At 74.1% G+C, this 23,769-nt stretch carries 22 protein-coding genes and 1 pseudogene; 13 read left to right on the top strand and 10 right to left on the bottom strand.

What is annotated here, in order from left to right:
• The first annotated feature begins 535 nt into the window (after positions 1 to 535).
• Complete coding sequence (locus tag MET2598_RS0105375; protein WP_236728666.1) at positions 536 to 2,971, top strand: HWE histidine kinase domain-containing protein; 2,436 nt, start codon at positions 536 to 538, stop codon at positions 2,969 to 2,971.
• Between the two features lie 46 nt (positions 2,972 to 3,017).
• On the opposite strand, the gene MET2598_RS0105370 is transcribed toward MET2598_RS0105375, so the two are convergent.
• Positions 3,018 to 3,212 (bottom strand): hypothetical protein, encoded by a 195-nt coding sequence (locus MET2598_RS0105370; RefSeq protein ID WP_012333407.1) that lies wholly within the window; start codon positions 3,210 to 3,212, stop codon positions 3,018 to 3,020.
• A 208-nt stretch (positions 3,213 to 3,420) separates the two neighbouring features.
• On the opposite strand from MET2598_RS0105370, the gene MET2598_RS0105365 reads away from it, so the two are divergent.
• From MET2598_RS0105365 to MET2598_RS0105325, 9 genes are all read left to right on the top strand, one after another.
• Positions 3,421 to 3,951 carry a YsnF/AvaK domain-containing protein gene (locus tag MET2598_RS0105365; RefSeq protein WP_026190528.1) on the top strand — a complete coding sequence of 177 codons (531 nt, stop codon included), beginning with the start codon at positions 3,421 to 3,423 and terminating at the stop codon, positions 3,949 to 3,951.
• A gap of 3 nt (positions 3,952 to 3,954) precedes the next feature.
• Positions 3,955 to 4,872 (top strand): YsnF/AvaK domain-containing protein, encoded by a 918-nt coding sequence (locus MET2598_RS0105360; protein ID WP_018260113.1) that lies wholly within the window; start codon positions 3,955 to 3,957, stop codon positions 4,870 to 4,872.
• A gap of 178 nt (positions 4,873 to 5,050) precedes the next feature.
• Positions 5,051 to 5,347, top strand: coding sequence for a hypothetical protein (locus MET2598_RS0105355; protein WP_012333410.1), 297 nt, complete (start codon positions 5,051 to 5,053; stop codon positions 5,345 to 5,347).
• Positions 5,348 to 5,535: 188 nt separating this feature from the next.
• A complete protein-coding gene (locus MET2598_RS0105350; protein ID WP_018260112.1) occupies positions 5,536 to 6,384 on the top strand; it encodes a transporter substrate-binding domain-containing protein in 849 nt (282 codons plus the stop codon).
• Between the two features lie 22 nt (positions 6,385 to 6,406).
• Positions 6,407 to 7,069 (top strand): amino acid ABC transporter permease, encoded by a 663-nt coding sequence (locus MET2598_RS0105345; RefSeq protein WP_012333412.1) that lies wholly within the window; start codon positions 6,407 to 6,409, stop codon positions 7,067 to 7,069.
• On the top strand, positions 7,066 to 7,857 hold the full coding sequence (locus tag MET2598_RS0105340; protein WP_018260111.1) for an amino acid ABC transporter ATP-binding protein: 792 nt from the start codon (positions 7,066 to 7,068) through the stop codon (positions 7,855 to 7,857). The genes MET2598_RS0105345 and MET2598_RS0105340 overlap by 4 nt, the downstream gene beginning before the upstream one ends.
• Complete coding sequence (locus MET2598_RS0105335; RefSeq protein ID WP_012333414.1) at positions 7,854 to 8,603, top strand: SDR family NAD(P)-dependent oxidoreductase; 750 nt, start codon at positions 7,854 to 7,856, stop codon at positions 8,601 to 8,603. Before MET2598_RS0105340 ends, MET2598_RS0105335 begins: the two co-directional genes overlap by 4 nt.
• 20 nt (positions 8,604 to 8,623) lie before the next feature.
• On the top strand, positions 8,624 to 9,727 hold the full coding sequence (locus tag MET2598_RS0105330) for an enolase C-terminal domain-like protein (RefSeq protein ID WP_442919003.1): 1,104 nt from the start codon (positions 8,624 to 8,626) through the stop codon (positions 9,725 to 9,727).
• Between the two features lie 7 nt (positions 9,728 to 9,734).
• A complete protein-coding gene (locus tag MET2598_RS0105325; protein WP_018260109.1) occupies positions 9,735 to 11,006 on the top strand; it encodes an NAD(P)/FAD-dependent oxidoreductase in 1,272 nt (423 codons plus the stop codon).
• Positions 11,007 to 11,303: 297 nt separating this feature from the next.
• Here MET2598_RS0105325 and MET2598_RS0105320 read toward each other — a convergent pair whose 3' ends face one another.
• The 8 genes from MET2598_RS0105320 to MET2598_RS0105285 all read right to left on the bottom strand — a co-directional run bounded on the left by MET2598_RS0105320 (position 11,304) and on the right by MET2598_RS0105285 (position 18,803).
• Positions 11,304 to 12,554: a flavin-dependent oxidoreductase gene (locus MET2598_RS0105320; RefSeq protein ID WP_018260108.1), complete on the bottom strand. Its 1,251-nt coding sequence runs from the start codon at positions 12,552 to 12,554 to the stop codon at positions 11,304 to 11,306.
• A gap of 4 nt (positions 12,555 to 12,558) precedes the next feature.
• Positions 12,559 to 13,017, bottom strand: a complete 459-nt coding sequence (locus tag MET2598_RS0105315) for a cupin domain-containing protein (protein ID WP_012333418.1) — start codon at positions 13,015 to 13,017, stop codon at positions 12,559 to 12,561.
• Between the two features lie 141 nt (positions 13,018 to 13,158).
• Complete coding sequence (locus MET2598_RS0105310; RefSeq protein ID WP_012333419.1) at positions 13,159 to 13,860, bottom strand: ABC transporter ATP-binding protein; 702 nt, start codon at positions 13,858 to 13,860, stop codon at positions 13,159 to 13,161.
• The gene (locus tag MET2598_RS0105305) at positions 13,860 to 14,609 is read right to left on the bottom strand and encodes an ABC transporter ATP-binding protein (protein WP_018260107.1); all 750 of its coding nucleotides are present in this window, start codon (positions 14,607 to 14,609) and stop codon (positions 13,860 to 13,862) included. The genes MET2598_RS0105310 and MET2598_RS0105305 overlap by 1 nt, the downstream gene beginning before the upstream one ends.
• The gene (locus MET2598_RS0105300; RefSeq protein WP_018260106.1) at positions 14,606 to 15,610 is read right to left on the bottom strand and encodes a branched-chain amino acid ABC transporter permease; all 1,005 of its coding nucleotides are present in this window, start codon (positions 15,608 to 15,610) and stop codon (positions 14,606 to 14,608) included. Before MET2598_RS0105300 ends, MET2598_RS0105305 begins: the two co-directional genes overlap by 4 nt.
• The gene (locus MET2598_RS0105295) at positions 15,607 to 16,527 is read right to left on the bottom strand and encodes a branched-chain amino acid ABC transporter permease (protein WP_012333422.1); all 921 of its coding nucleotides are present in this window, start codon (positions 16,525 to 16,527) and stop codon (positions 15,607 to 15,609) included. The genes MET2598_RS0105300 and MET2598_RS0105295 overlap by 4 nt, the downstream gene beginning before the upstream one ends.
• Before the next feature lie 7 nt (positions 16,528 to 16,534).
• Positions 16,535 to 17,725: an ABC transporter substrate-binding protein gene (locus MET2598_RS0105290; RefSeq protein ID WP_012333423.1), complete on the bottom strand. Its 1,191-nt coding sequence runs from the start codon at positions 17,723 to 17,725 to the stop codon at positions 16,535 to 16,537.
• Positions 17,726 to 17,912: 187 nt separating this feature from the next.
• Positions 17,913 to 18,803: a methyltransferase domain-containing protein gene (locus MET2598_RS0105285; protein ID WP_018260105.1), complete on the bottom strand. Its 891-nt coding sequence runs from the start codon at positions 18,801 to 18,803 to the stop codon at positions 17,913 to 17,915.
• 183 nt (positions 18,804 to 18,986) lie between these two features.
• Between MET2598_RS0105285 and MET2598_RS0105280 the strand changes: the two genes are divergently transcribed.
• From MET2598_RS0105280 to MET2598_RS0105270, 3 genes and pseudogenes are all read left to right on the top strand, one after another.
• Complete coding sequence (locus MET2598_RS0105280) at positions 18,987 to 20,765, top strand: c-type cytochrome (protein WP_018260104.1); 1,779 nt, start codon at positions 18,987 to 18,989, stop codon at positions 20,763 to 20,765.
• 43 nt (positions 20,766 to 20,808) lie between these two features.
• Positions 20,809 to 21,828 (top strand): annotated as a pseudogene (locus MET2598_RS35965) (zinc-dependent alcohol dehydrogenase family protein).
• Between the two features lie 56 nt (positions 21,829 to 21,884).
• Positions 21,885 to 22,862, top strand: a complete 978-nt coding sequence (locus MET2598_RS0105270; RefSeq protein WP_012333427.1) for a phosphoribosylaminoimidazolesuccinocarboxamide synthase — start codon at positions 21,885 to 21,887, stop codon at positions 22,860 to 22,862.
• Between the two features lie 92 nt (positions 22,863 to 22,954).
• Here the strand turns inward: MET2598_RS0105270 and MET2598_RS0105265 are convergent, their stop codons facing one another.
• The gene (locus MET2598_RS0105265; RefSeq protein ID WP_012333428.1) at positions 22,955 to 23,431 is read right to left on the bottom strand and encodes a VOC family protein; all 477 of its coding nucleotides are present in this window, start codon (positions 23,429 to 23,431) and stop codon (positions 22,955 to 22,957) included.
• Positions 23,432 to 23,769: the final 338 nt, after the last annotated feature.

The following is a 23,769-nucleotide window of genomic DNA, read 5'->3' as shown; positions in this document are numbered from 1 at the left end:
CCTCCCAGGGCCACATTGGAATTGTACCGTTTGCAATAGACATCTAATATTTCGTGCACAATGTTTCCCGGCGACCTAGGCCGTTGGGCCGAGCGTCCAACCGGATCGCGCCCTGGAGCAGAGGCTGCCATCCGCTCCCTTTGGTTGCGGGGCGTCGTTTTCATGACTTCTTGGTTGTAGGGCTCCTTGGCTAATCGCCGGGAGAGCGATCGCGACGGCGACCGAGGCGGCGAGTCCGCCAGGCTACTCCAGGACCCGCTCGCGGAGGAGCGAGCTCACGGAACGTCGGCGGGACAGCATCGCAAAGCAGATCCCTTGTCCGTCGGCCGACGAGATCGATCGATCCCGGTCACTTGCGGGGCGGGAGGCCGAGATCGTCTCGGATGCGACTTATCGTCGGTCGGCGCGGCTCGACGGCGGCGCTCGGTTGACAGCAATCCCGCTCTGGCGTCGAACTGCCGGCCACGCTGCGGCCGGCGGGAGGCTCCGGATGCGCGATGGTCCTCGGCGTGAGCGCGGAAATGGGTGTGCATCCTTGCGTCATGAGCGCGAGAGCGCCGGGAGCGGCACGTGGCCGTACGGCGGCGGCGAGATGGGCGGGTGCATCCGCGCCCACGCCTGGGACGCGACGCCGCTCGGGCCGCTGGCGGGCTGGCCGCGGGACCTGCGCACCACCCTTCAGCTGGTGCTCGCCATGCGCCAGCCGGCGGGCCTCTGCTGGGGGAAGGAGGCGGCGCTGCTCTACAACGACGCCTACCGGGCGATCCTCGGCGACAAGCATCCGGGCGCGCTCGGGGCGCCGCTGGTGCGGGTCTGGCCGGAACTCGCCGATTTCCTGCGCCCGGCGGTCGAGGCGACGCTCGCCGGGACGTCCCAGCTCTGGGACGACACCCCCTTCGACCTCTGGAGCCGCGGCGACGGCCCGCGGACCGGATGGTTCACGGCGAGCTGGACCCCCGTCCGGCTGGAGAGCGGTGAGGTCGGCGGCTTCCTGATGGTGGCGGTCGAGACGACGGCCCGCCGGTTGGCCGAGCGCGCCCTGCGCAGGAGCGAGGAGCGCCAAGCCTTCCTGCTGACGCTGAGCGACGCGCTGCGCGACCTCGACGACCCGGTCGCGGTGCAGCAGGCGGCCCAGCGGGCCCTCGGGGAGCACCTGGGCGCCGACCGGGTGGCCTACGCGGAGGATGTGGGCGACGGCGCGCATGTCGACCTGAAGCAGGACTGGACCCGGGGGGGGCCCAGCATCGCCGGGCGCTACCGCTACGCCGATTACGGGCGCGAGCTGATGGAGGCGCTGCGGGCGGGGCGCCCCTGCGTGCGCCCCGACATCCAGGCCGATCCGCTGATGACGCCGGCCGAGAAGGCCGCGCATGCCACGCTGGGGGTCGGCGCGACGCTCTGCGTGCCCCTGGTCAAGCAGGGCCGGCTCGTGGCGATCCTCACGGTGCACTATGCCGGCCCGCACGATTTCCGGCCCGACGAGGTCGCGATCACCGAGGAGACGGCGGAGCGCACCTGGGCGGCGGTGGAGCGGGCCCGTGCCGAGGCGGCCCTGCGCGGCAGCGAGGAGCGCTTCCGGCACTTCGCCAACGCGTCCTCCGACATCCTCTGGATCCGGTCGGCCGACACGCTCGCGCTGGAATTCCTGAGTCCCGCCTTCGAGCCGATCTACGGCCTGCCGCGCGAGGCGGTGGCGGGCGACCCGCGCCGCTGGGGCGCCCTGATCGTGCCGGACGACCGCGAGGCGGCGCTGCGGCGGCTCGACGAGGTGCGGCAGGGCCGTTCGGTGACGCACGAGTTCCGGATCCGCCGGCCGGCGGACGGCGCCTTCCGCTGGATCCGCAGCACCGACTTCCCGCTCTTCGGCCCGGAGGAGCGGGTGCAGCGCCTCGCCGGCATCGCCAGCGACGTCACCGAGGCGAAGCAATCGGCCGAGCACCAGGCGGTGCTCCTGGCCGAGCTGCAGCACCGGGTGCGCAACATCATGGCGATGATCCGCTCGGTCACGGCGCGCACGGCGGACACCGCGATGCACGTGCGCGACTACGCGGAGCTCCTGTCGGGGCGGCTGATGGCCCTCGCCCGGACCCAGGCGCTGCTGACCCGGGCGGCGAATCTGGGCGTGGAGGTCGACGCGCTCGTGCGGGCCGAACTCGAGGCCCAGGCCCAGGACCCGGGGCAGTACGACCTCTCCGGCCCGCCCGTGACGCTCGCCCCCAAAGCCGCCGAGGTGCTGTCGCTGGCCGTCCACGAACTCGCGACGAACGCCCTGAAGCACGGGGCCCTGGCGGGGTCCCGGGGGCGGGTCGTCGCGCGCTGGCGCCTGACCCGTCCCGACGGACGGCCCTGGCTGCGGCTCGCCTGGTCCGAGACCCGCCCGCCCGAGCCCGACTGGGCGCCGCCCGCCCACCGCGGCTTCGGCACCAGCCTGATCGAGCAGCGGGTCCCCTACGAACTCGGCGGCCGCGGACGCCTCGCGGTCACCCGCGAGGGCGCCGAGGCCAGCATCGAGTTCCCCTTGGGGCCGGCGCCCAGTATCCTCGAAACCGACGCGCCGGTCCGCACGGGCGTCAGCGGAGGTGCCCTCGACATGATCGGTGAGCCCAGCCTCGTCGGGCAGCGCGTCCTGGTGGCGGAGGACGATTTCTTCCTCGCCAGCGACGCGGAAGCCGCCCTGCAGGCCGCCGGTGCCGTGGTGGTGGGACCCTTCCCGCGCGAGGAGGCCGCCCTCGCGGCCCTGCGCGCGGGCGGCGTGACCGCCGCCGTGGTGGACATCAACCTGGGCGCCGGCCCCTCCTTCGAGACGGCCCGCGCGCTCTTCCAGGCCGGCACGCCGTTCATCTTCCTCACCGGCTACGACCAAGCCGTCATCCCGGCCGAGTTCGGGGACGTCGTGCGGCTCCAGAAACCGATCGAGCCGCGGCACATCGTGCGGGCGATCGCGCGGCTCGTCGAGGGCCGCCGCGGCTGACGGCCCCGCGTGGCGCGAAGCCCGAAGGTGGGCGCGGCGGCTCCGGTCAGAGGGTGCCGGGCCGCGCGATCTCGATGTCGCGCGGGTCGGGCACGTAGGCGCACCAGCCGCAGCGCCCGGTCGGCTCGGCCTGGGGCGAGTTCTTCTGGGAGCAGAGCGGGCAGACCTTCAGGAGGATGCGTCCCTGGATGCGGGAGGCGTGGCCGCGCCCCTTGAAGGTGATGGTCTTGGCTTCTGACACGATGGACGGAGGGGATTTGCGCCGGGAGGAGTGCCGGGAACGCTCCCGTCCGATCGGAGTTCGGCCCCCGCGCGCAGCTGACGGTTAAATGGCGGCGGATCCGGCGGCGCCGTCCCGGCGCGAGAGCTTGGCCGATGTGAAAGAAATTAACATTCCTTGGAACAGCTCCGCCCCGCCCTGGGTTCTCCCGCCGAGCAGGTGGCGGACGATGAAACCAAGCTCTGACCCGATCAGCATTGCTGAAGGAAACGATCAGGCGAGCTCTGATCGTCATGCGGAACGGCATTCCGAGACGTCTGTGAGGTCGACTGCAGCGGTAGAGCTGTCGGAGTCCTCCCAGACTATCCCGATTGCGGAAGAAACCGCCCGGATCGACAAGCGCGTGGTCGAGACGGGGCGGGTGCGGGTGCGGACCCACGTCGCGCTGAGCGAGCAGGTGCTGCGCGAGACCCTGCGCAGCGACGCCGTCGGGGTGAGCCGCGTCCCGATCGACCGCGTCATCGCCGAAGGCGAGCCGGCCCCTCAGGTTCGCACCGAGGCGGGGGTGACCATCATCCCCGTCCTGGAAGAGGTCCTCGTGGTCGAGAAGCGCCTCATCCTCAAGGAGGAGGTGCATATCCGCCAGACGACCCGGGGGGAGGACGTGGAGCTCCCCGTCACCCTGCGCCGCCAGCACGCGACCATCGAGCGTCTCCGGCCCGATGGCACCCCCAACCCCGATTTCCCCACGGAGGAGTAGAGTATGTCGCAGACCATCACGGCCCTCTTCGACAGCCGCCGCGAGGCCGAGGCCGCCATCGAGCGCGTCGTCGCGCTCGGCGTGCCCCGCACGAGCATCCGCCTCTCCCCGGAGACGCAGAGCAGCACCACGGCGACGGGCACGTCCTACGACCATCGCCGGGACGAGGGCGGCTTCTGGGCGTCCCTGAAGGACATCTTCATGCCCGACGAGGATCGCTACGCCTACGCCGAGGGCATGAGCCGGGGCGGCACCATGGTGATCGTCACGGCCGAGCCGGGCGATGCCAGCCGGATCGCGGACGTGCTCGAGGGCGCGGGCGCGGTGCACATGGACGAGCGCGAGGCGGCGTGGCGCCGCGAGGGCTGGACCGGCTACCCCGCCGCCGCCTCGGGCACGACCGCGACGGCGCGGGGCGCCACCGCGTCGGGCACCGCGACCGCCCGCACCACCGCGGCGACCGGCGCCGCGACCGCGCGCGGCGGCACGGCGACCGGCGCGACCGTGGGCCGCGACGAGACGATCCCGGTGGCCGAGGAGCGGCTGCGGGTCGGCAAGCGGGTGGCCGAGGCCGGCCGCGTGCGGGTGCGTTCCTACGTGGTCGAGACGCCCGTGCAGGAGCAGGTGGGCCTGCGCGAGGAGCGCGTCCATCTCGAGCGCCGGCCGGTGGACCGGGCGCCGACCCAGGCCGACGAGCGGCTGTTCGCCGAGCGGACGATCGAGGCCGCCGAGCGGGCCGAGGAGGCGGTGGTCTCGAAGGACGTCCGCGTGAAGGAGGAGATCGGGCTGCGCAAGGACGTCGAGCAGCGCACCGAGACCGTCTCCGACAAGGTCCGCCGGACCGAGGTCGAGATCGAGGACGAGCGCGACAAGGTCACCCGCACCGGCACGACGGACACTCCCACCACGCCGCGGCGCTGACCGGCCCGTTCGCGATCCCGCTTCCCGCCCGGGCCGCGCCACGGCGCGGCCCGGGTGTGGCCGCGCCACAACGGTGCCGCCCGCGCGCGCGCCGACGCCTCGTCCGCTCTGGGCGAGGCGTTTCGCTGCCGTTAACCAGCGTGACAGCACGATGACACGGGCGGCGGGATGAACGGGGATGCGCCACATCCAGGTTGAGGACGGATTGCGCCTGCGCTTTCCGGGGCGGGACGCGAGCTTCCAGGAAGGCGTGGAGATCGGGCTGCTGGTCGCGCAGCTCGCGCAGCAGGGCGGCCGCAGCTTCACGCGCCTGCTCTCGAGCGCCAGCCTCGATCAGGCGCGCAGCGTGGCGCGCGGCTTCGGCTGCGCGATCGAGGTCGTCGCGGAGCAGGACGGGGTGAGCGAGGTGGTGGTCTCCTCCGGGCGGCGCCGGCCGGTCCTGACCGTGGTGCCGGGCGGCCTGCGGACGGCGTAGGAGCCCGCGCGACGGGTTCGGGCGCGAGCGCCGGATCGGACAAGACGCCACCGCTCGGATATCCTCCGCATCGACGCGCGGGAGCGTCGTCGGCCATCCGGTCCGCGCGGTCGTCGGCGCCGGCCTCACGGCGAGCTTGACCATTCCCCTGCGTCGCCGGACAACCGAGCCGGGACAGGAGACAGGTCATGATCTCACGCCGGGATATCGCCTCCCTGGTCGGCATGGGCGCCCTCGCCGGGGGAGCGGCGGCCGTGGCCGCGCCAGCCGCCGCCCAGCCGACGGCCGGAGAGACCACCTTCGAGCGCGTCCGCCGCACCCGGAAGCTGCGCATCGGCGCGGTGAACGGCGGCGCCCCCTACTATTACAGGGACCTCGCCAGCGGCCAGTGGAAGGGCTTCTACATCGACATCTGCAAGGCCCTGGCCGACGAGCTCGAATGCGAGCTCGACGTCACCGAGACCACCTGGGGCAACTCCGTCCTCGACCTGCAGGCCGGCAAGACCGACGTGTTCTTCGGCCTGAACCCGACGCCGAAGCGCGCCCTGGTCGTGGACTTCTCGGTCCCGGTCTTCGCCAACGCCTTCACGTTCATCACCCGGAAGGGCTTCGAGAGGAAGACCTGGGCGGAGATGAACGATCCGGCCGTGCGCATCGCGGTCGATGCCGGCTCGTCGCACGACGCGGTGGTGACGCGGCTCGCCCCGAAGGCCCAGATCACCCGGCTCAAGGGGGCGGACGACGCCACCGCCGCCCTCCAGGCCGGGCGGGTCGACGCCCAGTGCCTCGTCTTCATCCTCTCCCTCACCGTCCTCAAGAAGAACCCCGCCCTCGGCCAGTTCACGCTGCCGATGCCGATCTTCTCGACCACCTCGAACGCCGGCTTCCGGCGCGAGGCCGACAAGACGTGGCGCGACTACGTCAGCACCTGGATCGAGTTCAACAAGGGCATGGGCTTCATCCGCTCGGCGATCATCGGCAACCTCGAATCCGTCGGGGTGACCGAGGCCGATTTCCCGCCGGGCGTGTCGATCTGAGCGGCCGGCCCGGGGGCGCGGCATGTACGTGTGGGATTTTGGCGTCCTCTGGGGCTACCGCTGGCTGCTCCTCAACGGGCTCGCCGTGACGGTGGCCTTCACGGCCGGCATCGTCGCCCTCGGTCTCGCCGTCGGCCTCGTCGGCGGGCTCGCCAGCCTGTCGCGCCTCGCTCTCGTGCGCGGCCTCGTCCTCGGCTTCGTGGAGATCTTTCGCTGCACCCCGGTCCTGGTGCAGCTGATCTGGTTCTACTACGCCCTGCCGATCCTCACCGGCCTCGAGATGTCGCCGGTCACGGCCTCGCTCCTCGCCCTGTCCTGCTACGGCGGCTCGTTCTACGCCGAGATCATCCGGGCCGGCATCGTCTCGATCGATGCCGGCCAGGGCGAGGCCGGCGCCGCCCTCGGCATGACCCCGGGCCAGACCATGCGCCGGATCATCCTGCCGCAGGCCTTCCGGCGCATGGTCCCGCCGCTGATGAACCAGTCGATCATCCAGCTCAAGAACACCTCGCTCGTCTCGGTGCTGGCGGTGCCCGACCTCGTCTACCAGGCGCAGGTGGCGGCCCATGACAGCTACCGGCCGCTCGAAACCTACACGGCGGTGGCGGTGGCCTATTTCGTGATCCTGTTCCCGCTGACCGTCCTGGTGCGGATCGGCGAGCGCCGGCTCGGAGCGGGCGCGTGACCGCCGCGCCCAAGATCGAGATCACCGGGCTGCGCAAGAGCTTCGGAGCCGTTCCGGTGCTGAGGGGGGTCGACCTCGCAGTCCCGGCCGGCGGGGTCGTCGCCCTGATCGGCCCCTCCGGCTCGGGCAAGTCGACGCTCCTGCGCTGCATCAACCTCCTGGTGGTGCCGGATGGCGGGACGATCCGGGTCGGCGAGACGCGCTTCGCCTTCGGGCCCGGCGCGACCCTGCCGGGCGCGAGGCCGCTGGCGGCGTTCCGCGCCCGCACCGGCATGGTCTTCCAGCACTTCAACCTGTTCCCGCACCGGACCGTGCTCGGCAACGTGACCGAGGCGCTCGTCACGGTCCGGCGCCTGCCGAAGCCGGAGGCGGAGGCGCGGGCGATGGCGCAGCTGCGCAAGGTCGGGCTCGCCGAGCGGGCCGCGCAGCATCCGGCCACGCTGTCGGGCGGCCAGAAGCAGCGCGTCGCCATCGCCCGGGCGCTCGCCATGGAGCCCGAGGTGATGCTGTTCGACGAGGCCACCTCCGCCCTCGATCCCGAACGCGTCGGCGAGGTGCTGGGCGTGATCCGGGACCTCGCCGCGGAGGGTATGACGATGGTGCTGGTCACGCACGAGATCGCCTTCGCGCGGGAGGTGGCCGACCGCGTGGTCTTCCTGCGCGACGGCGTCGTGGTCGAGGAGGGCCCCGCCCGCGAGGTCATCGACGCGCCGCGGGATCCCGCCACGCTGAGCTTCCTCGGCCATTTCCACCGAGGGCGCCTGCCCTTCCCGGGGGCGGGCGCGTGACGCCGGCGGTGACCCGCGCCACCCTCGTCACCGGGGCCGCGAGCGGCATCGGCCGGGCGACGGCCCTGCGCCTCGCCGCTCCCGGCGCCGGGCTGCTCCTCGCGACCCGGGCGAATGCGGAGGGGCTCGCCGCCGTCGCGGCGGCGGCCCGCGCCGCGGGGGCGGCCGTCGCGACGCGGATCGCCGACGACGCCGCGCCGGAGACCGCCGCATCCCTCGCCCGGGCGGCGGCGGACGCGTTCGGGCGCCTCGACGCCCTGGTCGCGGTGGCCGGGAGCGCCCGGCGCGGGCGGGTCCTCGACCTTCCGCCCGCCCTGCCCGGGCGCGACGAGGCGGACGCCTTCCTGCGGCTCGTGGCGGCCTGCCGGCCGCTCCTCGCCGCCGCCGCCGCGCCGCGGGCCGTCGCCGTCTCCTCCTTCGTGGCCCACGCGATCCGCCCCGGGCTCACGCCCTTCGCGGCGACGGCGCTCGGCCGGGCGGCGCTGGAGACCGCGGTGCGCCTGCTCGCCCTCGAACTCGCCCCGGAGGGGATCTGCGTGAACGCGGTCGCGCCCGGGCTGATCGCCAAGGACGACCCGGCCGCCGGCAAGCTCGGGGCGGAGGCGAGGGCGCGGACCATCGCGGCCGTGCCGCTCGGGCGCGTCGGGCGGCCCGACGAGGTCGCGGCCGTGCTCGCCTTCCTGGCCTCGGAGGCCGCCTCCTACGTCACCGGGCAGGTCTGGCACGTCGACGGAGGCTTGGCGTGAGCGCGCCCGTGATCGACCGCATGCGGCTGTTCCCGATCGAGAGCCCGATCCGCATGGCCCGGCTGCAGGGCGTCGGGACCGTCGAGGGCGCGGTCACGCGCGTCCTCCTCGACCTCACCGCCAGCGACGGCGTGGTCGGCTGGGGTGAGGCGGCGCCCTGGGCGGTCTTCACCGGCACGCCCGAGGCCGCCTTCGCGGCCCTCGACCGCTACCTGCGCCCGCTGGTGCTCGGCGCCCCCGTGCGGCGCATCCGGGCCCTCGGCGCGGCGATGGACCGGGCCCTGGTCGGCCATGCCGAGGCCAAGCTCGCGGTCGAGACGGCCCTGTTCGACATCCTCGGCCGCCAATCCGGGCTCTCGGTGGCGGACCTGCTCGGGGGCCGCGTCCGCGACACGATCCCGCTCTCCTTCTCCATCGCCGATCCCGACTTCGCCGCCGATCTCGACCGGATGCGGGCCATGGTCCCGGCCGGCGCGCGCATCGTCAAGGTCAAGACCGGCGTGCGGGAGCACCGCCGGAAGATGGCGCGGCTGGAGGCGATCCGGGCCGAGTTCGGCGCCGCCCTCGACCTGCGCGTCGATGACAACCAGGCCCTCGCGCCCTTCGGGGCGATCCGGCTGCTGCGCGACGTCGAGACGCTGGCGCCGACCTTCATCGAGCAGCCGGTCGCCCGCGGCCACCTCGCCGCGATGACCTCCCTGGCGGCGGCCCTCGACACCCCGATCCTGGCCGACGAGAGCTGCTTCGACGCGAGCGACCTCGCGGAGATCGTGCGGCTCGGCGCGGCGGACGCGATCTCGGTCAAGCTGATGAAGACCGGCGGCCTGCTCAAGGCGCAGGGGCTGATGGCGCTCGCCGACGCGGCAGGCCTGCCCGGCTACGGCGGCACGCTGTGGGAGGGCGGCGTCGCGCTCGCGGCCGGGACCCAGTTCATCGCCGCGACCCCGGGCGTCTCGCCCGGATGCGAGTTCTACATGCCCCACCACGTCCTCATCGAGGACGTGCTGGAGACGCGGGTGGAGAATCGCGGCGGCGAGGTCGTCGTGCCGGACGGCCCGGGCCTCGGCATCACCGTGTCGGAGCACGCGGTGCGGGCGAATGCCCGCGTGCGCGCGCAGGCCTGAGCGCGCGATGGCCCTCCACGTCGCAGTCATCGGCGCCGGCATCGTGGGTGCGGCGACCGCCCTCGACCTCGTGCGCGCCGGCTGCCGGGTCACGCTGATCGAGCCGGGCGAGCCCGGCGGCGCGCAGGCGGCGAGCTACGGCAACGGCGCCTGGATCAGCCCCGGCTCGATCGTGCCGATGGCGCTGCCGGGGACCTGGCGCAGGGTGCCGGGCTACCTCCTCGACCCGGCCGGCCCGCTGACGATCCGCTGGGCCGACCTGCCCCGTCTCGCGCCCTGGCTGGCGCGCTTCCTCCTCGCCGGGCGGAGCGTGGCGGCGGTGGAGCGGACGGCGCGGGCCCTGGCGCCGCTCCTGGCGGACGCGCCCTCCCGCCACGCGGCCCTGGCCGCCGGGATCGGCCGGCCCGACCTGATCCGGCGCGAGGGGCTGCTCTACGCCTATCCGGACCGCGCCGCCTTCGCGGCGGAGGCCCTGGCCTGGCGGCTGCGCCGCGACAACGGCCTGTCCTGGGTCGAACTCGGCCCCGAGGACCTGTCCCGGCGCGTGCCCTGCCTGTCCGGGCGCTACGGCTTCGGCGTCCTGATCGAGGAGGGCGCCCACTGCGTCGATCCGGGCGGCTACGTCGCGGCCCTGGTCGCCGAGGCGGTCGCGCGGGGCGCCGTCCTCGCCCGGATCGCGGCGCGGGATTTCCGCGTCGCGGCGGGCCGCCTGCGGGCCGTGATGACCGAGGCGGGCGAGATCCCCTGCGATCGGGCGGTGATCGCCGCGGGGATCGGGGCGGGGCGCCTCGCGCGCCTCGCCGGCGACCGGGTGCCGCTCGCGAGCGAGCGCGGCTACCACGTGGTGGTGCCCGCGCCGCGCGCGGCCCCGCGCATCCCGATCATGCCGAGCGACGGCCGGATGGCGAACACCTTGACGATGCAGGGCCTGCGCCTCGCCGGACAGGTGGAGCTCGCCCGCGTCGAGGCGGCGCCGGACTGGCGCCGGGCCGCGATCCTGCTGCGCCACGCGAACGCCGCCTATCCGGACCTGCGCGCCACGCCGGAGGAGAGCGCGCGCTGGATGGGGCATCGCCCCTCCACTCCCGACGGCCTGCCGGTGATCGGCCCCGCCTCTTCCACGCCCGACATCGTGCACGCCTTCGGGCACGGCCATGTCGGGCTGGCCGCCGGGCCGATCACCGGCCGGGCCGCCGGCGCCCTCGCCCGCGGCGCGGCGCCCCCGCTCGACATCGGCCCCTACGCGGCGCGGCGCTTCCGCCGCTGGCCGGGGGCCTGATCCGGGATCCGCTCGATCGAAGCGGGTCCCGGATCACGCGCCCGCGCGGCGCCTGAGCGAAGCCGACACCCGCATGGCGACGCAATCGACCGGATGGCGTATGAGGCGAGGGCGGCGAGCCGGCCGGTTTGCGTCCTCGCGCTCCCCGCCTGCCGGACCCGTCTCCGGCCCGCGCGATTGAACCAGCGGGGCGGGGGAGATCCGGGGCAGCGGGGCGCGTCCCTCCGGCGAGTGCGAGGATGAGCGCCGCGCCGTCCCGTCGGGCGGGCCGTCGCCACCCAGGACCGGGCCGCCGTCCTACTCCGCCGCCACCCGCAGGGCGGACGCGGCGGCGAAGCCGGCCTTGCCCGCGTAGCCGCTGACGATCGCCTGGCGCTCGGCGTGGCTCATCACCGCGTCGATCGCCGAGAAGCCCGCCGGGGCGCGCTTCTCCACCTCGTCGATCACCCGCTCGGGGCCGCCCTTGCGGTTGAGGAGCACGATCTCGGCCGTCTTCGGCCGGCGCTCGGCCTCGTAGGCCAGGAGCGCCTGGGCCGGGTGCTCGGCCCGGGCGAGCGCGTCGGCGAGCGCCCGCGCGTCCAGGATGGCCTGCGAGGCGCCGTTCGAGCCGACCGGGTACATCGGATGGGCCGCGTCCCCGAGCAGGGTGACCCGCCCGTGCGTCCAGCGCGGCAGCGGGTCGCGGTCGCACATCGGGTACTCGAAGGCCTGGGGCGTGGCCTCGACCAGCCCGGAAAAATCAAAATCCGGGAGCGTGAAGCGGCGCGCGAAGGGCAGCACCGTCGCGCGCTGGGCCGGGCGCGACCAGCTCTCCTTCGGGGGCGGCGAGACGCGCCCGTCCGCCACCTTGGCGAGCACGACCCAGTTCATCAGCTGGCGCCCGTCCTCGGCCTCGGCGATCGGGTAGAGCACGCACTTGCCGCCCATGCCGCCGCCGATCGCCATGGTGCGCCCGTCGCCCCAGGGGGCCCAGGGCGCGGCGCCCCGCCACATCAGCACGCCGTTCCAGCAGGGCGGCCCCTCGTCCGGGTAGAAGCGGCGGCGGGCGACCGAGTGGATCCCGTCCGCCGCGATCAGCACGTCGGCCCGCACCGTGCGCCCGGCCCCGCCCCGCACCGCGTCGGTGAAATGCGCCGTGACCCCGCCCTCGTCCTCCAGGAAGCCGGACAGCGCGAGGCCGGTGCGCACGGCCTCCCCGCCCAGGCGCTCCCGCACGGCCGCGTCCAGCACGCCCTGGAGGCGCCCGCGATGGATCGAGAATTGCGGCACCGGATGCCCCGCATGGGTGCCGCGCAGCTCGCGCCAGACCTCCTGGCCCTGGCGGTTGTAGTAGCGCAATTCGCGGGTGCGGATCGCCACCCGGTCGAGGGCGGCGAGCAGGCCGAGATCGGCGAGTTCGCGGATCGCGTGCGGCAGGGTGTTGATGCCGACCCCGACCTCGCGCACCTGCGCGGCCTGCTCGTAGATCTCGGCCCGGATGCCGCGCCGGTGCAGCATCAGGGCGGTGGCGAGCCCGCCGATCCTGGCGCCGACGATGACGACGCGCATGGCCTCACTCCGCCTCGGGCGGGGGCAGGAAATCGACCTCGTGCTGGGCGGAGATCGCCGCGAGGTCGGCCGGGGCGGCGTTCGGCCCGAGATTGTGCAGGGCCCAGAACAGGTCGTAGAGGCGGCGCGACGGCGCGACCCAGAACAGGCACTTCACGTCCGCGTCGCCGCGGTTGAACAGGCCGTGCGGGACGCCGCGAGGCAGGCGGATCGTGTCGCCGGGCTCGGCGAGGCCGGGCTCGCCGTTCAGCTCCAGGCTGAGCCGGCCCTGCAGCATGTAGACGAACTCGTCCTGGGTCGGGTGGATGTGCGGCGGCACGAAGGTGCCGGGGGGCAGCGTCGCGTGCCAGCCGAAGGAGGCCTCCGAGAGCTGCTTGGGCACGTAGGTCTGGCCGAGGATGTTCCAGCGGATTCCCTCGATGCCCTCGCCGGCCCGGGTCACGCCTGCGGTCATGGCCGTCATGATTCGTCCTCCCTGTCCGTCCGCCGGTCCCGCCGCGCGCCCGGACGCCGCGGCCCCCGGATCGCGGGGCCGCCGCAACCCCACCGCGACCGGGTGGCCGCCGTCAAGCGGCCGCGGCGGGCTGATCACATGTCCGGCGGCTCACACGTGCAGGAAGCGGTCCTTCACCTCGGGGCTGCGCGCCAGCGCCGCGCTGGTGCCGGTCCAGGCGACGCGGCCCTTCTCGATCACCACGTGGCGGTCGGCGAGGCGGGTGAGCGCCTCGACGTTCTTGTCGATCACCAGGATCGCCGCGCCCTCGTCCCGGATCGCCCGCAGGCAGGCCCAGATCTCCTCGCGGATCAGGGGCGCCAGCCCCTCGGTCGCCTCGTCGAGCACCACGAGGCGCGGATTCGTCATCAGGGCGCGGCCGATCGCCAGCATCTGCTGCTCGCCCCCCGAGAGATCGTTGCCGCCGTGGTGCCGCCGCTCCTTCAGGCGCGGAAACAGCCGGTAGACCGTCGCCAGCGTCCACGGGGCGGGGCCCCGCGCCGGCCTGCGGTGGGTGGCGACGAGGTTCTCCTCCACCGAGAGGGTCGGGAAGACCTGCCGGCCCTCCGGGACCAGCCCGAGGCCGCGCCGGGCGATGAGGTGGGACGGGCGCCCGGCCATGTCCTCGCCGTCGATCAGCACCCGGCCCGCCCGCGGCGTCAGCAGCCCGAAGAGCGAGCGGACGATCGTGGTCTTGCCCATGCCGTTGCGGCCGAGCAGCGTCACGGCCTCGCCGGGCCCGACCGCGAGGTCGATGCCGAACAGCACGCGGGATTCGCCGTAGGCGCTCTCCAGCCCCTCGACGCGCAGCATCAGGCCGCCTCCTCGCCCAGATAGGCCGCGCGCACGAGCGGGTCGGCCCGCACCGCCGCGGGGGCGCCGCTCGCCACCACGCGGCCGTCGACCAGCACGCTGATCCGGTCGGCGAGGGCGAAGACCGCCTCCATGTCGTGCTCGATCAGCACGATCGTGTGCGTCGCGCGCAGGTCGCGCAGGAGCCGCACCAGGGCGGCGGATTCCTCCGCGCCGGTGCCGGCGAGCGGCTCGTCGAGGAGGAGGAGGCGCGCCCCGGTGGCGAGCGCCACCGCGATCTCGAGCTGGCGCTTCTCGCCGTGCGACAGGCTCCCGGCCCGCCGCGCGGCCCGGTCGGCGAGGCCGACCCGGGCGAGGGCCGCCGCCGCCTCCTGGTTGAGCGCCGCCTCGCGGCCCGCCGCGCCGAAGAAGCGGAAGCTCGACCCGGCCCGCGCCTGCACGGCGAGGGCGGCGTTCTCCAGCACCGTGAAGCCGTCGAGCAGCGAGGTGATCTGGAACGAGCGCGCGAGGCCGCGGCGCACGCGGCCGACCATCGGGAGGCGCGTGACGTCCTCCCCGGCGAAGAGCACCGTGCCGCCGTCGCTGCGCAGGCGCCCGGAGAGCTGGTGGATCAGGGTCGTCTTGCCGGCGCCGTTCGGCCCGATGATGGCGTGGATCTCGCCCGCCGCCACGTCGAGGCAGACGTCGTCGGTGACGCGCAGCGCCCCGTAGGACTTGCGCAGGTGGCGGACGCGCAGGAGCGGGCTCACGGCCGGCCTCCCCGGCCGGGAACGAGGCCCGCGAGGCCGCCGCGGCCGAGGAGCACGCTCGCGACCAGGATCAGGCCGAGGCCGAGCCGCCAATGCTCGGAATGCCGCGCCAGCACCTCCTCCAGCGCGATCAGCGCCGCCGCCCCGACCACCGGCCCGACCAGGGTGCCCCGGCCGCCGAGCACCACCATGACGATGAGTTCGCCCGAGCGCTGCCAGCTCATGTAGGCGGGCGAGACGAACTCGGCCTGGTTGGCGAGCAGCACGCCGGCGAGGCCCGCCAGCGCCCCCGCCAGGCCGTAGGCGGTGAGCCGGTAGGGGAAGGCCGGGAAGCCGATCGCCTCCATGCGGGTCGGGTTGTCGCGCGTGCCGCGCAGCACCCGGCCGAAGCGCGAGCCCGCCACCCGCCGCAGGCCGAGGAGGGCGCCGGCCATGACCGCGAGGGCGGCGTAGAACAGGGCCTCGTCCCCGTCGAGGAGCGGGCGGCCGAACAGGGTCGAGCGCCGCGACAGGGCCATGCCGTCGTCCCCGCCATAGGCCGCGAGCGAGACCGCCAGGAAATACGCCATCTGCCCGAAGGCGAGCGTGATCATGATGAAGTAGACGCCGCGCGTGCGCAGCGCGATCGCCCCGGTGACGAGGGCGAAGAGCCCGCAGGACGCGACCGCGGCCGGCACCTGGACGGCGAGGTCGCGCAGGCCGTGCGCGTCGAGGATGCCGAGCGCGGTGGCGCCGATGCCCAGGAAGGCCGCGTGCCCGAACGAGACGAGGCCGCCCAGGCCGAGCACGAGGTCGAGGGAGAGGGCGGCGAGCCCGAAGATCAGCATGCGGGTCGCCGTCGCGGTCAGGAAGGGCAGGCCGAGCGCCTGCGCGGCGGGCGGGACGAGCGCGAAGGCGGCGAGCAGGGCGAGCGCCGCGAGGCCGGACCGCGACGGGCGAAGCCGCCCGCCCCCGCCGGTCCGCGCGGCGAGCCGCGCGCCGAGTGAGGGGGCGCCGCTCATCGGCCGCGCGCCGGGAACAGGCCGGCCGGGCGGAAGGCCAGCACGCCCGCCATCAGGATGTAGGTCAGCATCGGGGCCAGCGTCCGCCCGGTCTGGGCCGCCGCCGAGGCCTCCATCAGGCTGCGCAGCAGGATCGGCCCGAAGCTGCGCCCGAGCTGGTCGGCGAGGCCGACGATCAGGCTCGCCACGAAGGCGCCCCGCACCGAGCCGACCCCGCCGATCACGATGACCACGAAGGTCAGGATCAGCACGGAATCCCCCATGCCGGGATCGACCGAGAGGATCGGCGCCACCATGGCGCCGGCGAAGCCGGCCAGCACGGCGCCGAGCCCGAAGACGAGCCGGAACAGGCGCCGGACGTCGACCCCGAGGGCCGCCACGATCGGCCCGTGCGTGGCCCCGGCGCGCAGCTGCATGCCGAGCCGCGTGCGGTGGACCAGGAGGTGCAGGAGGAGGGCGGCGGCGAGCCCCGCCGCGATGATCGCCACCCGGTAGAGCGGGTAGCGCAGCGTGCCGGTGAGCGGCACCGCGCCCGACAGGGCCTCGGGCAGGGCCACGCTCATCGGGGCGTTGCCCCACAGGATCCGCACCCCCTCGTTGAGGATGAGGATCAGCCCGAAGGTGGCGAGCACCTGGTCGAGGTGGTCGCGCTCGTAGAGGTGGCGGATCACCAGCGCCTCCACGAGGAGGCCGAAGGCCAGGGAGGCGGGCAGGGCGAGGAGGAGGCCGAGCCCGAAACTGCCCGTGAGGCCGGCCAGCGTCGCGGCGAGGTAGGCGCCCACCATGTAGAGCGCCCCGTGCGCCAGGTTGATCAGGTCCATCACGCCGAAGACCAGCGTCAGCCCCGCCGCCACGAGGAACAGCAGGATGCCGAGCTGCACGCCGTTCAGCGCCTGGATCAGGAACAGGTTCAGCATCGCCCCGTCACATCTTGCACTCGGCGGCGTAGGCGTCGCGGTAGTCCGAGAAGATCTTCTCGACGATTTGGGTCTCGTACTTGCCGTCGGGGCGCTTGGCGGCGCGGACGAGGTAGAAGTCCTGGATCGGGAAGTGGTTGTTGCCGATCCGGAATCGGCCGCGCAGCGACGGGAACTCGGCCGCCTTGAGGCCGGCGCGCAGCGCGTCCCTGTCCTTCAGGTTGCCCTTGGCGGCCCTGACGGCGCTGTCGATCATCTGGGCGGCGTCGTAGGCCTGCATGGCGTAGGTGCCGGGCACGCGGCCATACGCCTTCTCGTAGGCGGCCACGAAGGCCTTGGATTGCGGGTTGTCGAGGTCGGGCGCCCAGTTGGCGCCGCCGTAGAAGCCGACTGCGGCGTCCTTCTGGGCCGGCAGCGTGCTCTCGTCGACCGTGAAGGCGGAGAGGAACGGGATCTGGGCGAGGCCCGCCTGCCGGTACTGCCGCACGAGGTTGACCCCCATGCCACCCGGCATGAAGGCGAAGACCGCGTCCGGGCTGGCGGCCGCGATCTGCGCCAGCTCGCCCGAGAAGTCGAGCTGGCCCAGCGGGGTGAACATCTCGCTCACCACCTCGCCCTTGTAGGAGCGCTTGAAGCCGGCCAGCGAATCCTTGCCGGCCTGGTAGTTCGGGGCGAGGAGGACGAGGCGCTTGTAGCCCTTGTCCTGCGCGACCTTGCCCAGGACCTCGTGGACTTGGTCGTTCTGGTAGGAGGAGACGAACAGGTTCGGGTTGCACTCGGACCCGGCGTAGTTCGAGGTGCCGGCATTGGGGCTGATCAGGAAGGCGCCCGATTCGGTGACCGGCCGCACGATCGCCCGCAGCACGTTCGAGAAGGTCGGGCCGACCACGAAATCGACCCGGTCGCGCCGCGCGAAGTCCCGCGCCCGGTTGGCGGCGACGTCGGGCTTGAGCTCGTCGTCGACCACCAGCACCTCGGTGTCGAGGCCGCCGAGCTTCCGGCCCATGGTCTCGAGCGCGAGCAGGAACCCGTCGCGCCCCTGCTCGCCGAGCACCGCCGAGGGGCCGCTCAGGGTGAACATCAGGCCGACGCGCAGCTTGCCGTCCTCGCCCGGCTCGGCGCGGGCCGGCGCCGTGAGGAGGGCGGCGAGGAGACAGGCCCCGAGACCCTGGATCGCGACCCTGCCGATCGGCTTCATGTGCGTGTGTCCCCCATGCGTGAGCGCGGCCGCACTCTCCGGCGTGGCGGTCCGGAAGTCGAGTCGGTGCGGGCGCGTTCGCGCGCAGGACGAGGGGCGCGGCGGCCGAGCGCCCATGCCCCCGAGTGGACGATGCCCCCGAGTGGACCATGCCCCCGAGCGGCCCATGCCCCCGGGCGGTCCGCCCCTACGCGTGCGAGTAGTGCAGGTCGTAGATCTCCGCCACCTCGGCGTCCCAGGACACGGCGGGCGGCGCGACCTTGCGCACGAGGCAGCTCGAACTCAGGAAGGCCGGCTGCCGGTCGATGCCGGCGATCGGCCCGGCGCCGGAGAAGCTCGGCACCGTGAAGCCTTCGAGCCCCATCTCGGTCTCGACCACCTCGAAGCCGGTGTGCCGGTTGAACAGGCCGCGCCACGCATTGTCGGAGAAGCGCCAGAAGTCCCACGGCGCCTCGTGCAGCGGCCAGGCCTGATGCGAGCCGATATAGGCGAGGCCGCCGTCGGTCAGCACGCGGTTGAGTTCGAGGGCGGCCTTCCAGGGCATCAGCAGGTGCTCGAAGACCGAGACCGAGAACGCGAAGTCGAAGCGCCGGTCGAGGACGCGCGACAGGTGGTGGGCGTCGCCGACCACGTCGACGTTGGGCCCGGCCAGGATGTCCAGGCCCGTATAGGCGACGCTCGCCGGGAAGAGGGTGCGGTAGACGTGGCCGCTGCGCGCCCGGGCGCCGATCTCCAGGAGCGAGCCGCCCCGCTCGGCGACCAGGGCGACGAATTTCGGGAGCAGCCGGCCGCGGTTGCGGTCCGCGTAGGCGGTCAGCGGGACGACGTCGCGGAAGCCGAACCGGATCGCGACCCGCTCCGGATCCGGCTCCGGCAGCGTGGTCACGGCGGCGAGCCGGAAGCCCCAGCGGGCGGCCCGCTTGCCGAAGGCGGCGACGACGTCGGGGCGCTCGATCGCCTGGAAGGCGCTGGCGAGCGGCCGGCCGTCGTACAGGATCCGCGGCCGGCGCCCGGTCGTCCAGCCGGACGCGATGACGATGCCGCGGGCGATCGTGAACGTGTCGAGGGCTCTGCCCATGGGGGATGCTCGCCTTTCAGGGCCGGTGCCGGCTCGTCCGGACGCGGCCCGCTTGCCGGCGCTCCCCGCCGCCGTCAAGCGAGGGCGGCCGGCTCCCTCCCGGCGCGGCGCGCCCTAGATCCTGGCCGACCCGGGGTCGCGCCCCTCGCGGAGCCCCGCTCGCCCAGCCCAGGAGGCCGCGCCATGCGCGCCCGCTTCGCCGCGCTCGAGACGCGCCGCCCCGCTTCCCGCCCGCTCCGGGCCGCCGCCTCCCTCGGCCTCGCGCTCGCCGCGGCCGTCCCGGCGCTCGCGGCCGAGGGCGCCTGCCCGGGACCCAATGCCGGGCTCTCCCTGCCGCCGGGCTTCTGCGCCACGGTCTTCGCGGACGATCTCGGCCATGTCCGCCAGATGGCGGTGGCGCCCGACGGCACGCTCTACGCCAATACTTGGAGCGGGTCCTACTACAAGACCGCCGCGCCCCCGGGCGGCTTCCTGCTCGCCCTGCGGGACCGCACCGGGACCGGGAAGGCCGACGCGGTCGAGCGCTTCGGCGAGAGCGCGGCCGAGGGCGGGCACGGCGGCACCGGCCTCGCCCTGTTCGAGGGCGCCGTCTACGCGGAGAGCAACGACCGCATCCTGCGCTACCCGCTCGCGCCGGGGGACCTCGCGCCGACGGCGAAGGCCGAATTGGTCGTCTCCGGCCTGCCGCTCGGCGGCGACCACCCGATGCACCCCTTCGCGATCACGCCGCAGGGCGACCTCCTCGTCGATCTCGGCTCGGCCACCAATGCCTGCGAGGTGAGGAACCGCATGCCGGGCTCGCGCGGCCACGCCCCCTGCACCGAGAAGGAGACGCGGGCCGGGATCTGGCGCTACGACGCGCGCCGGACCGGCCAGACCTTCTCGCCCGCCGAGCGCTACGCCACGGGCCTGCGCAACGCCGAGGGCTTCGCCCTCGACGCCGAGGGCCGCGTCCTCGTCACCCAGCACGGCCGCGACCAGCTGCACGAGAACTGGCCGGCGCTCTACACCGCCCGGCAGGGATTCGAGCTGCCGGCCGAGGAGGTGGTCGAGCTCAAGACCGGCGCCGATTACGGCTGGCCCGAATGCTACTACGATGCCGAGCAGAGGAAGCTCGTCCTCGCTCCCGAATACGGCGGCGACGGCGGCAGGAAGGTCGGGCTCTGCGCCGACCGCCAGGGGCCGGTCGCGGCCTTCCCGGCCCATTGGGCGCCCAACGACATGAAGATCTACCTCGCGGCGGGGCCGAAGGCCTTCCCGTCCGCCTATCGGGGCGGTGCGCTCATCGCCTTCCACGGCTCCTGGAACCGCGCCCCCGGGCCGCAGGGCGGCTACAACGTGGTGTTCCAGCCCCTCAGGGACGGCAGGGCCGCCGGGCCGTTCGCGGTCTTCGCGGACGGGTTCGCGGGCGCGGTCAAGGAGCCGGGCCGGGCGCAGTTCCGGCCGACCGGCCTCGCGGTCGCCCCGGACGGGGCGCTGTACATCTCCGACGACGTCCGCGGCCGGATCTGGCGCGTCACCTACCAGGGCGGCAATCCGCAGGCGGCGGTTGCCGCCGCCCCCGAGGCCAGGCCGGCCGCCAGGGGCTCGCGGGCGGAGCTTCCCCCCGAGGGCATCCACCCGGATGCGGGGCGCGAGGCCGCCTCCCTGCCAGTGCCCGAGGGGGCGACGCGCGAGGAGGTGGCGCGCGGGGCGCGGATCTTCGTGGGGGAGATCGGTGGGGCGACCTGCGGCGGCTGCCACGGCTCGGACGCCAAGGGCTCGCCGATCGGACCCGACCTCACCGACCATGAGTGGGTGTGGAGCGACGGCAGCCTCGCGGGCATCACCCGCACGATCGCGAGCGGCGTGCCCGAGCCCAGGAAGCACGGCGGCGCGATGCCGCCGATGGGCGGGGTCGCGCTCTCGGAGCAGGACCTCAGGGCCGTCGCGGCCTATGTCTGGGCGGTGGGGCACCGCTGAGCCCCGCCGCCTGCCCGCAGAGCCCGTGAGACGGAGACCCGCCATGCGCGCCATCAGGATCGGAGCCCGAGGAGGCCTCGACGCGCTCGAAGCCGTCGACCTGCCGGAGCCCGGCGAGCCCGGACCCGGCCAGATCCGGGTGCGGCTGCGGGCGAGTTCGCTCAATTACCACGATTACGGCGTGGCCCGGGCGACCGATGGCCGCTTCGCCGGCCGCATCCCGCTCTCGGACGGCGCCGGCGAGGTCGAGGCGGTGGGCGAGGGCGTCGCCGAATTCGCGCCCGGGGACGCGGTCGTGTCCTGCTTCTTCCCGCTCTGGCAGGACGGCCCGGCGGAGGTCGGGGACTTCTCCACCGTGCCGGGCGACGGCGTCGACGGCTACGCCCGCGAGGCTTTGGTGCGGCCCGCGACCTGGTTCACGCGCGCGCCTGCCGGCTACAGCCACGCCGAGGCCGCGACGCTGACCACCGCGGGGCTCACCGCGTGGCGGGCGCTCGTGGTCGATGGCGGGCTCAAGGCCGGGGACAGCGTGCTGGTGCTCGGCACCGGCGGCGTCTCGATCTTCGCGCTTCAGCTCGCAAAGGCGATGGGCGCCACCGTGATCGCCACCTCCTCATCGGACGAGAAGCTCGCCCGGGCGCGGGAGCTCGGGGCCGACCACCTCGTCAATTACCGCGCCGAGCCGCACTGGGGCGAGGCGGTCCGGCGCCTCACGGGCGGGCGCGGCGTCGACCACGTCGTCGAGGTCGGCGGGCCGGGCACGCTGCCGCAATCGATCGCGGCCGTGCGCGTGGGCGGCCACATCTCGCTGATCGGCGTGCTCACCGGGCGCGGCGGCGAGGTGCCAACCGCGGCGCTGATGGCCAAGCAGGCCCGGCTGCAGGGGCTGATCGTCGGCAGCCGGCGCCACCAGCAGGATTTCGTGCGCGCCCTCGACGCGACGGGCCTGCGGCCGGAGATCGACCGCAGCTTCCCCCTGTAGGCGCTGGCGGAGGCGTTCCGGCACGAGGAATCCGGTGCGCATCTCGGCAAGATCTGCATCGCCATCGGGGCGCCGGTTTGACAGCGGCGCCCCCGCGGGCGCACGCCGCTCCCCCGAGACCCGACCCCGGAGCCCCCATGAGAGCCGAAGACCTCGCCCCCTATGCCGGTCAGGCGCTCGCCGAGGCCGTGCTCCCGGACCTGCCGAACTACGTGCGCGGCAAGGTGCGGGACAATTACGACCTGCCCGACGGGCGGCGCATCCTGATCAGCAGCGACCGGATCAGCGCCTTCGACCGCATCCTGGCGGCGATCCCCCTCAAGGGGCAGGTTCTGACCCAGACGGCGCGCTTCTGGTTCGAGGCGACCCGCGACCTCTGCCCGAACCACGTCCTCGCGTATCCCGACCCGAACGTCGTGGTGGCGCGGCGCCTGACCATCCTGCCGGTCGAGATCGTGGTGCGGGGCTACCTCGCGGGCACCACCGCCACGTCGATCCTGACCCTCTACCGGGCCGGCCAGCGGGAGATGTACGGCCACCGCCTGCCCGAGGGGCTGCGCCCGAACGAGAAGCTGGCGCAGGCCATCCTGACCCCGACCTCCAAGGCCGGGGAGGGGGGGCACGACGCGCCGCTCACGCCGGAGGCGATCCTCGCCCAGGGCCTGCTCACCGAGGCGCAGTGGCGGACCGTCTCGGAGACGGCCCTGGCGCTGTTCGCCCGCGGCCAGGACTTGGCGGCCCGGCGCGGCCTCATCCTCGCCGACACCAAGTACGAGTTCGGCACGGATGCGCAGGGCCGCATCGTGCTCGCCGACGAGATCCACACGCCCGACAGCAGCCGCTACTGGTTCGCCGGGAGCTACCCGGCGCGCTTCGCGGCCGGGGAGGCGCCGGAGAGCTTCGACAAGGACTTCGTCCGCAACTGGGTGGTGGCGCGCTGCGATCCCTACCGCGACCCGATCCCGGCGATCCCGCCCGAGGTCGTGATGGAGACGGCGCTGGTCTACGTCCGGGCCTTCGAGACCATCACGGGGCAGCCCTTCGCCCTGCCCGACCCCGCCGAGCCTCCCCTCGCGCGCATCCGCCGCAACCTCCGCACCTATCTGGGCGGCTGAGCCGCTGTCCGGACGATCACGTCCGGACCGCGTATGGCCGCGCCCTCGACGCACCGCGAGCGGGAGCACGGATCTCGGTCAGCCCACGCGCCTCATCCGCGCCGGGCCGCCTCGATCGCCGCGACGTCGATCTTGCGCATGGTCATCATGGCCGCGAAGGCGCGCTTCGCCTCCTCGCCGCCGGCGGCCATCGCGGCGGTGAGCGCGCGCGGCGTGATCTGCCACGAGATGCCCCAGCGATCCTTGCACCAGCCGCAGGCGCTCTCCTGTCCGCCGTTCCCGACGATCGCGGTCCAGAGACGGTCCGTTTCCGCCTGATCGTCCGTGGCGATCTGGAAGGAGAAGGCCTCGCTGTGCCGGAAGGCGGGCCCGCCGTTCAGGCCGATGCAGGGGATGCCGGCTACCGTGAACGTGACCGTCAGCACGTCGCCCGCCTTCCCCGACGGGTAGTCGGCCGGCGCGCGCTGGACGCTCCCCATCGCGCTGTCCGGAAAGGTCTCGACGTAGAAGCGGGCAGCCGCCTCGGCGTCCTTGTCGTACCACAGGCAGATCGTGTTCTTGGCGACCATGGTGGCTCCTCCCTCGCGCCGCCGGCGACCGGGACTCGCCTTCGGGCTGCGCGGATGCGGCCGCGGCAATGCCATCCAACCATCCGGCATCGGGCCTGCAAAGGGGGTGCGGGACACGCCCCGGGCGCCGCGGGGAGACGGCCCGGTGCCCTCCAGGCCGCGCGGCAGCTTCCTCCATGCGCTGCGAAGCGGAGGCGCGGGACGGCGCACGAAGGACCCGTACCGGGTCCGACGAGGCGACACGCGCCGCGCGGTGCGGGACCCAGAGCGGCGGAGGTCGGCCGCCTGAAGCGCCGCCGAGAATCACCCCAATGGCGTCCGTCCCATGGCGTCCGTCG

The organism is Methylobacterium sp. WSM2598 (assembly GCF_000379105.1).
Taxonomy (GTDB): domain Bacteria; phylum Pseudomonadota; class Alphaproteobacteria; order Rhizobiales; family Beijerinckiaceae; genus Methylobacterium.
The sequence above is the reverse complement of the archived record's forward strand: the minus strand, read 5'-3'. Positions and strand labels throughout refer to the sequence as shown.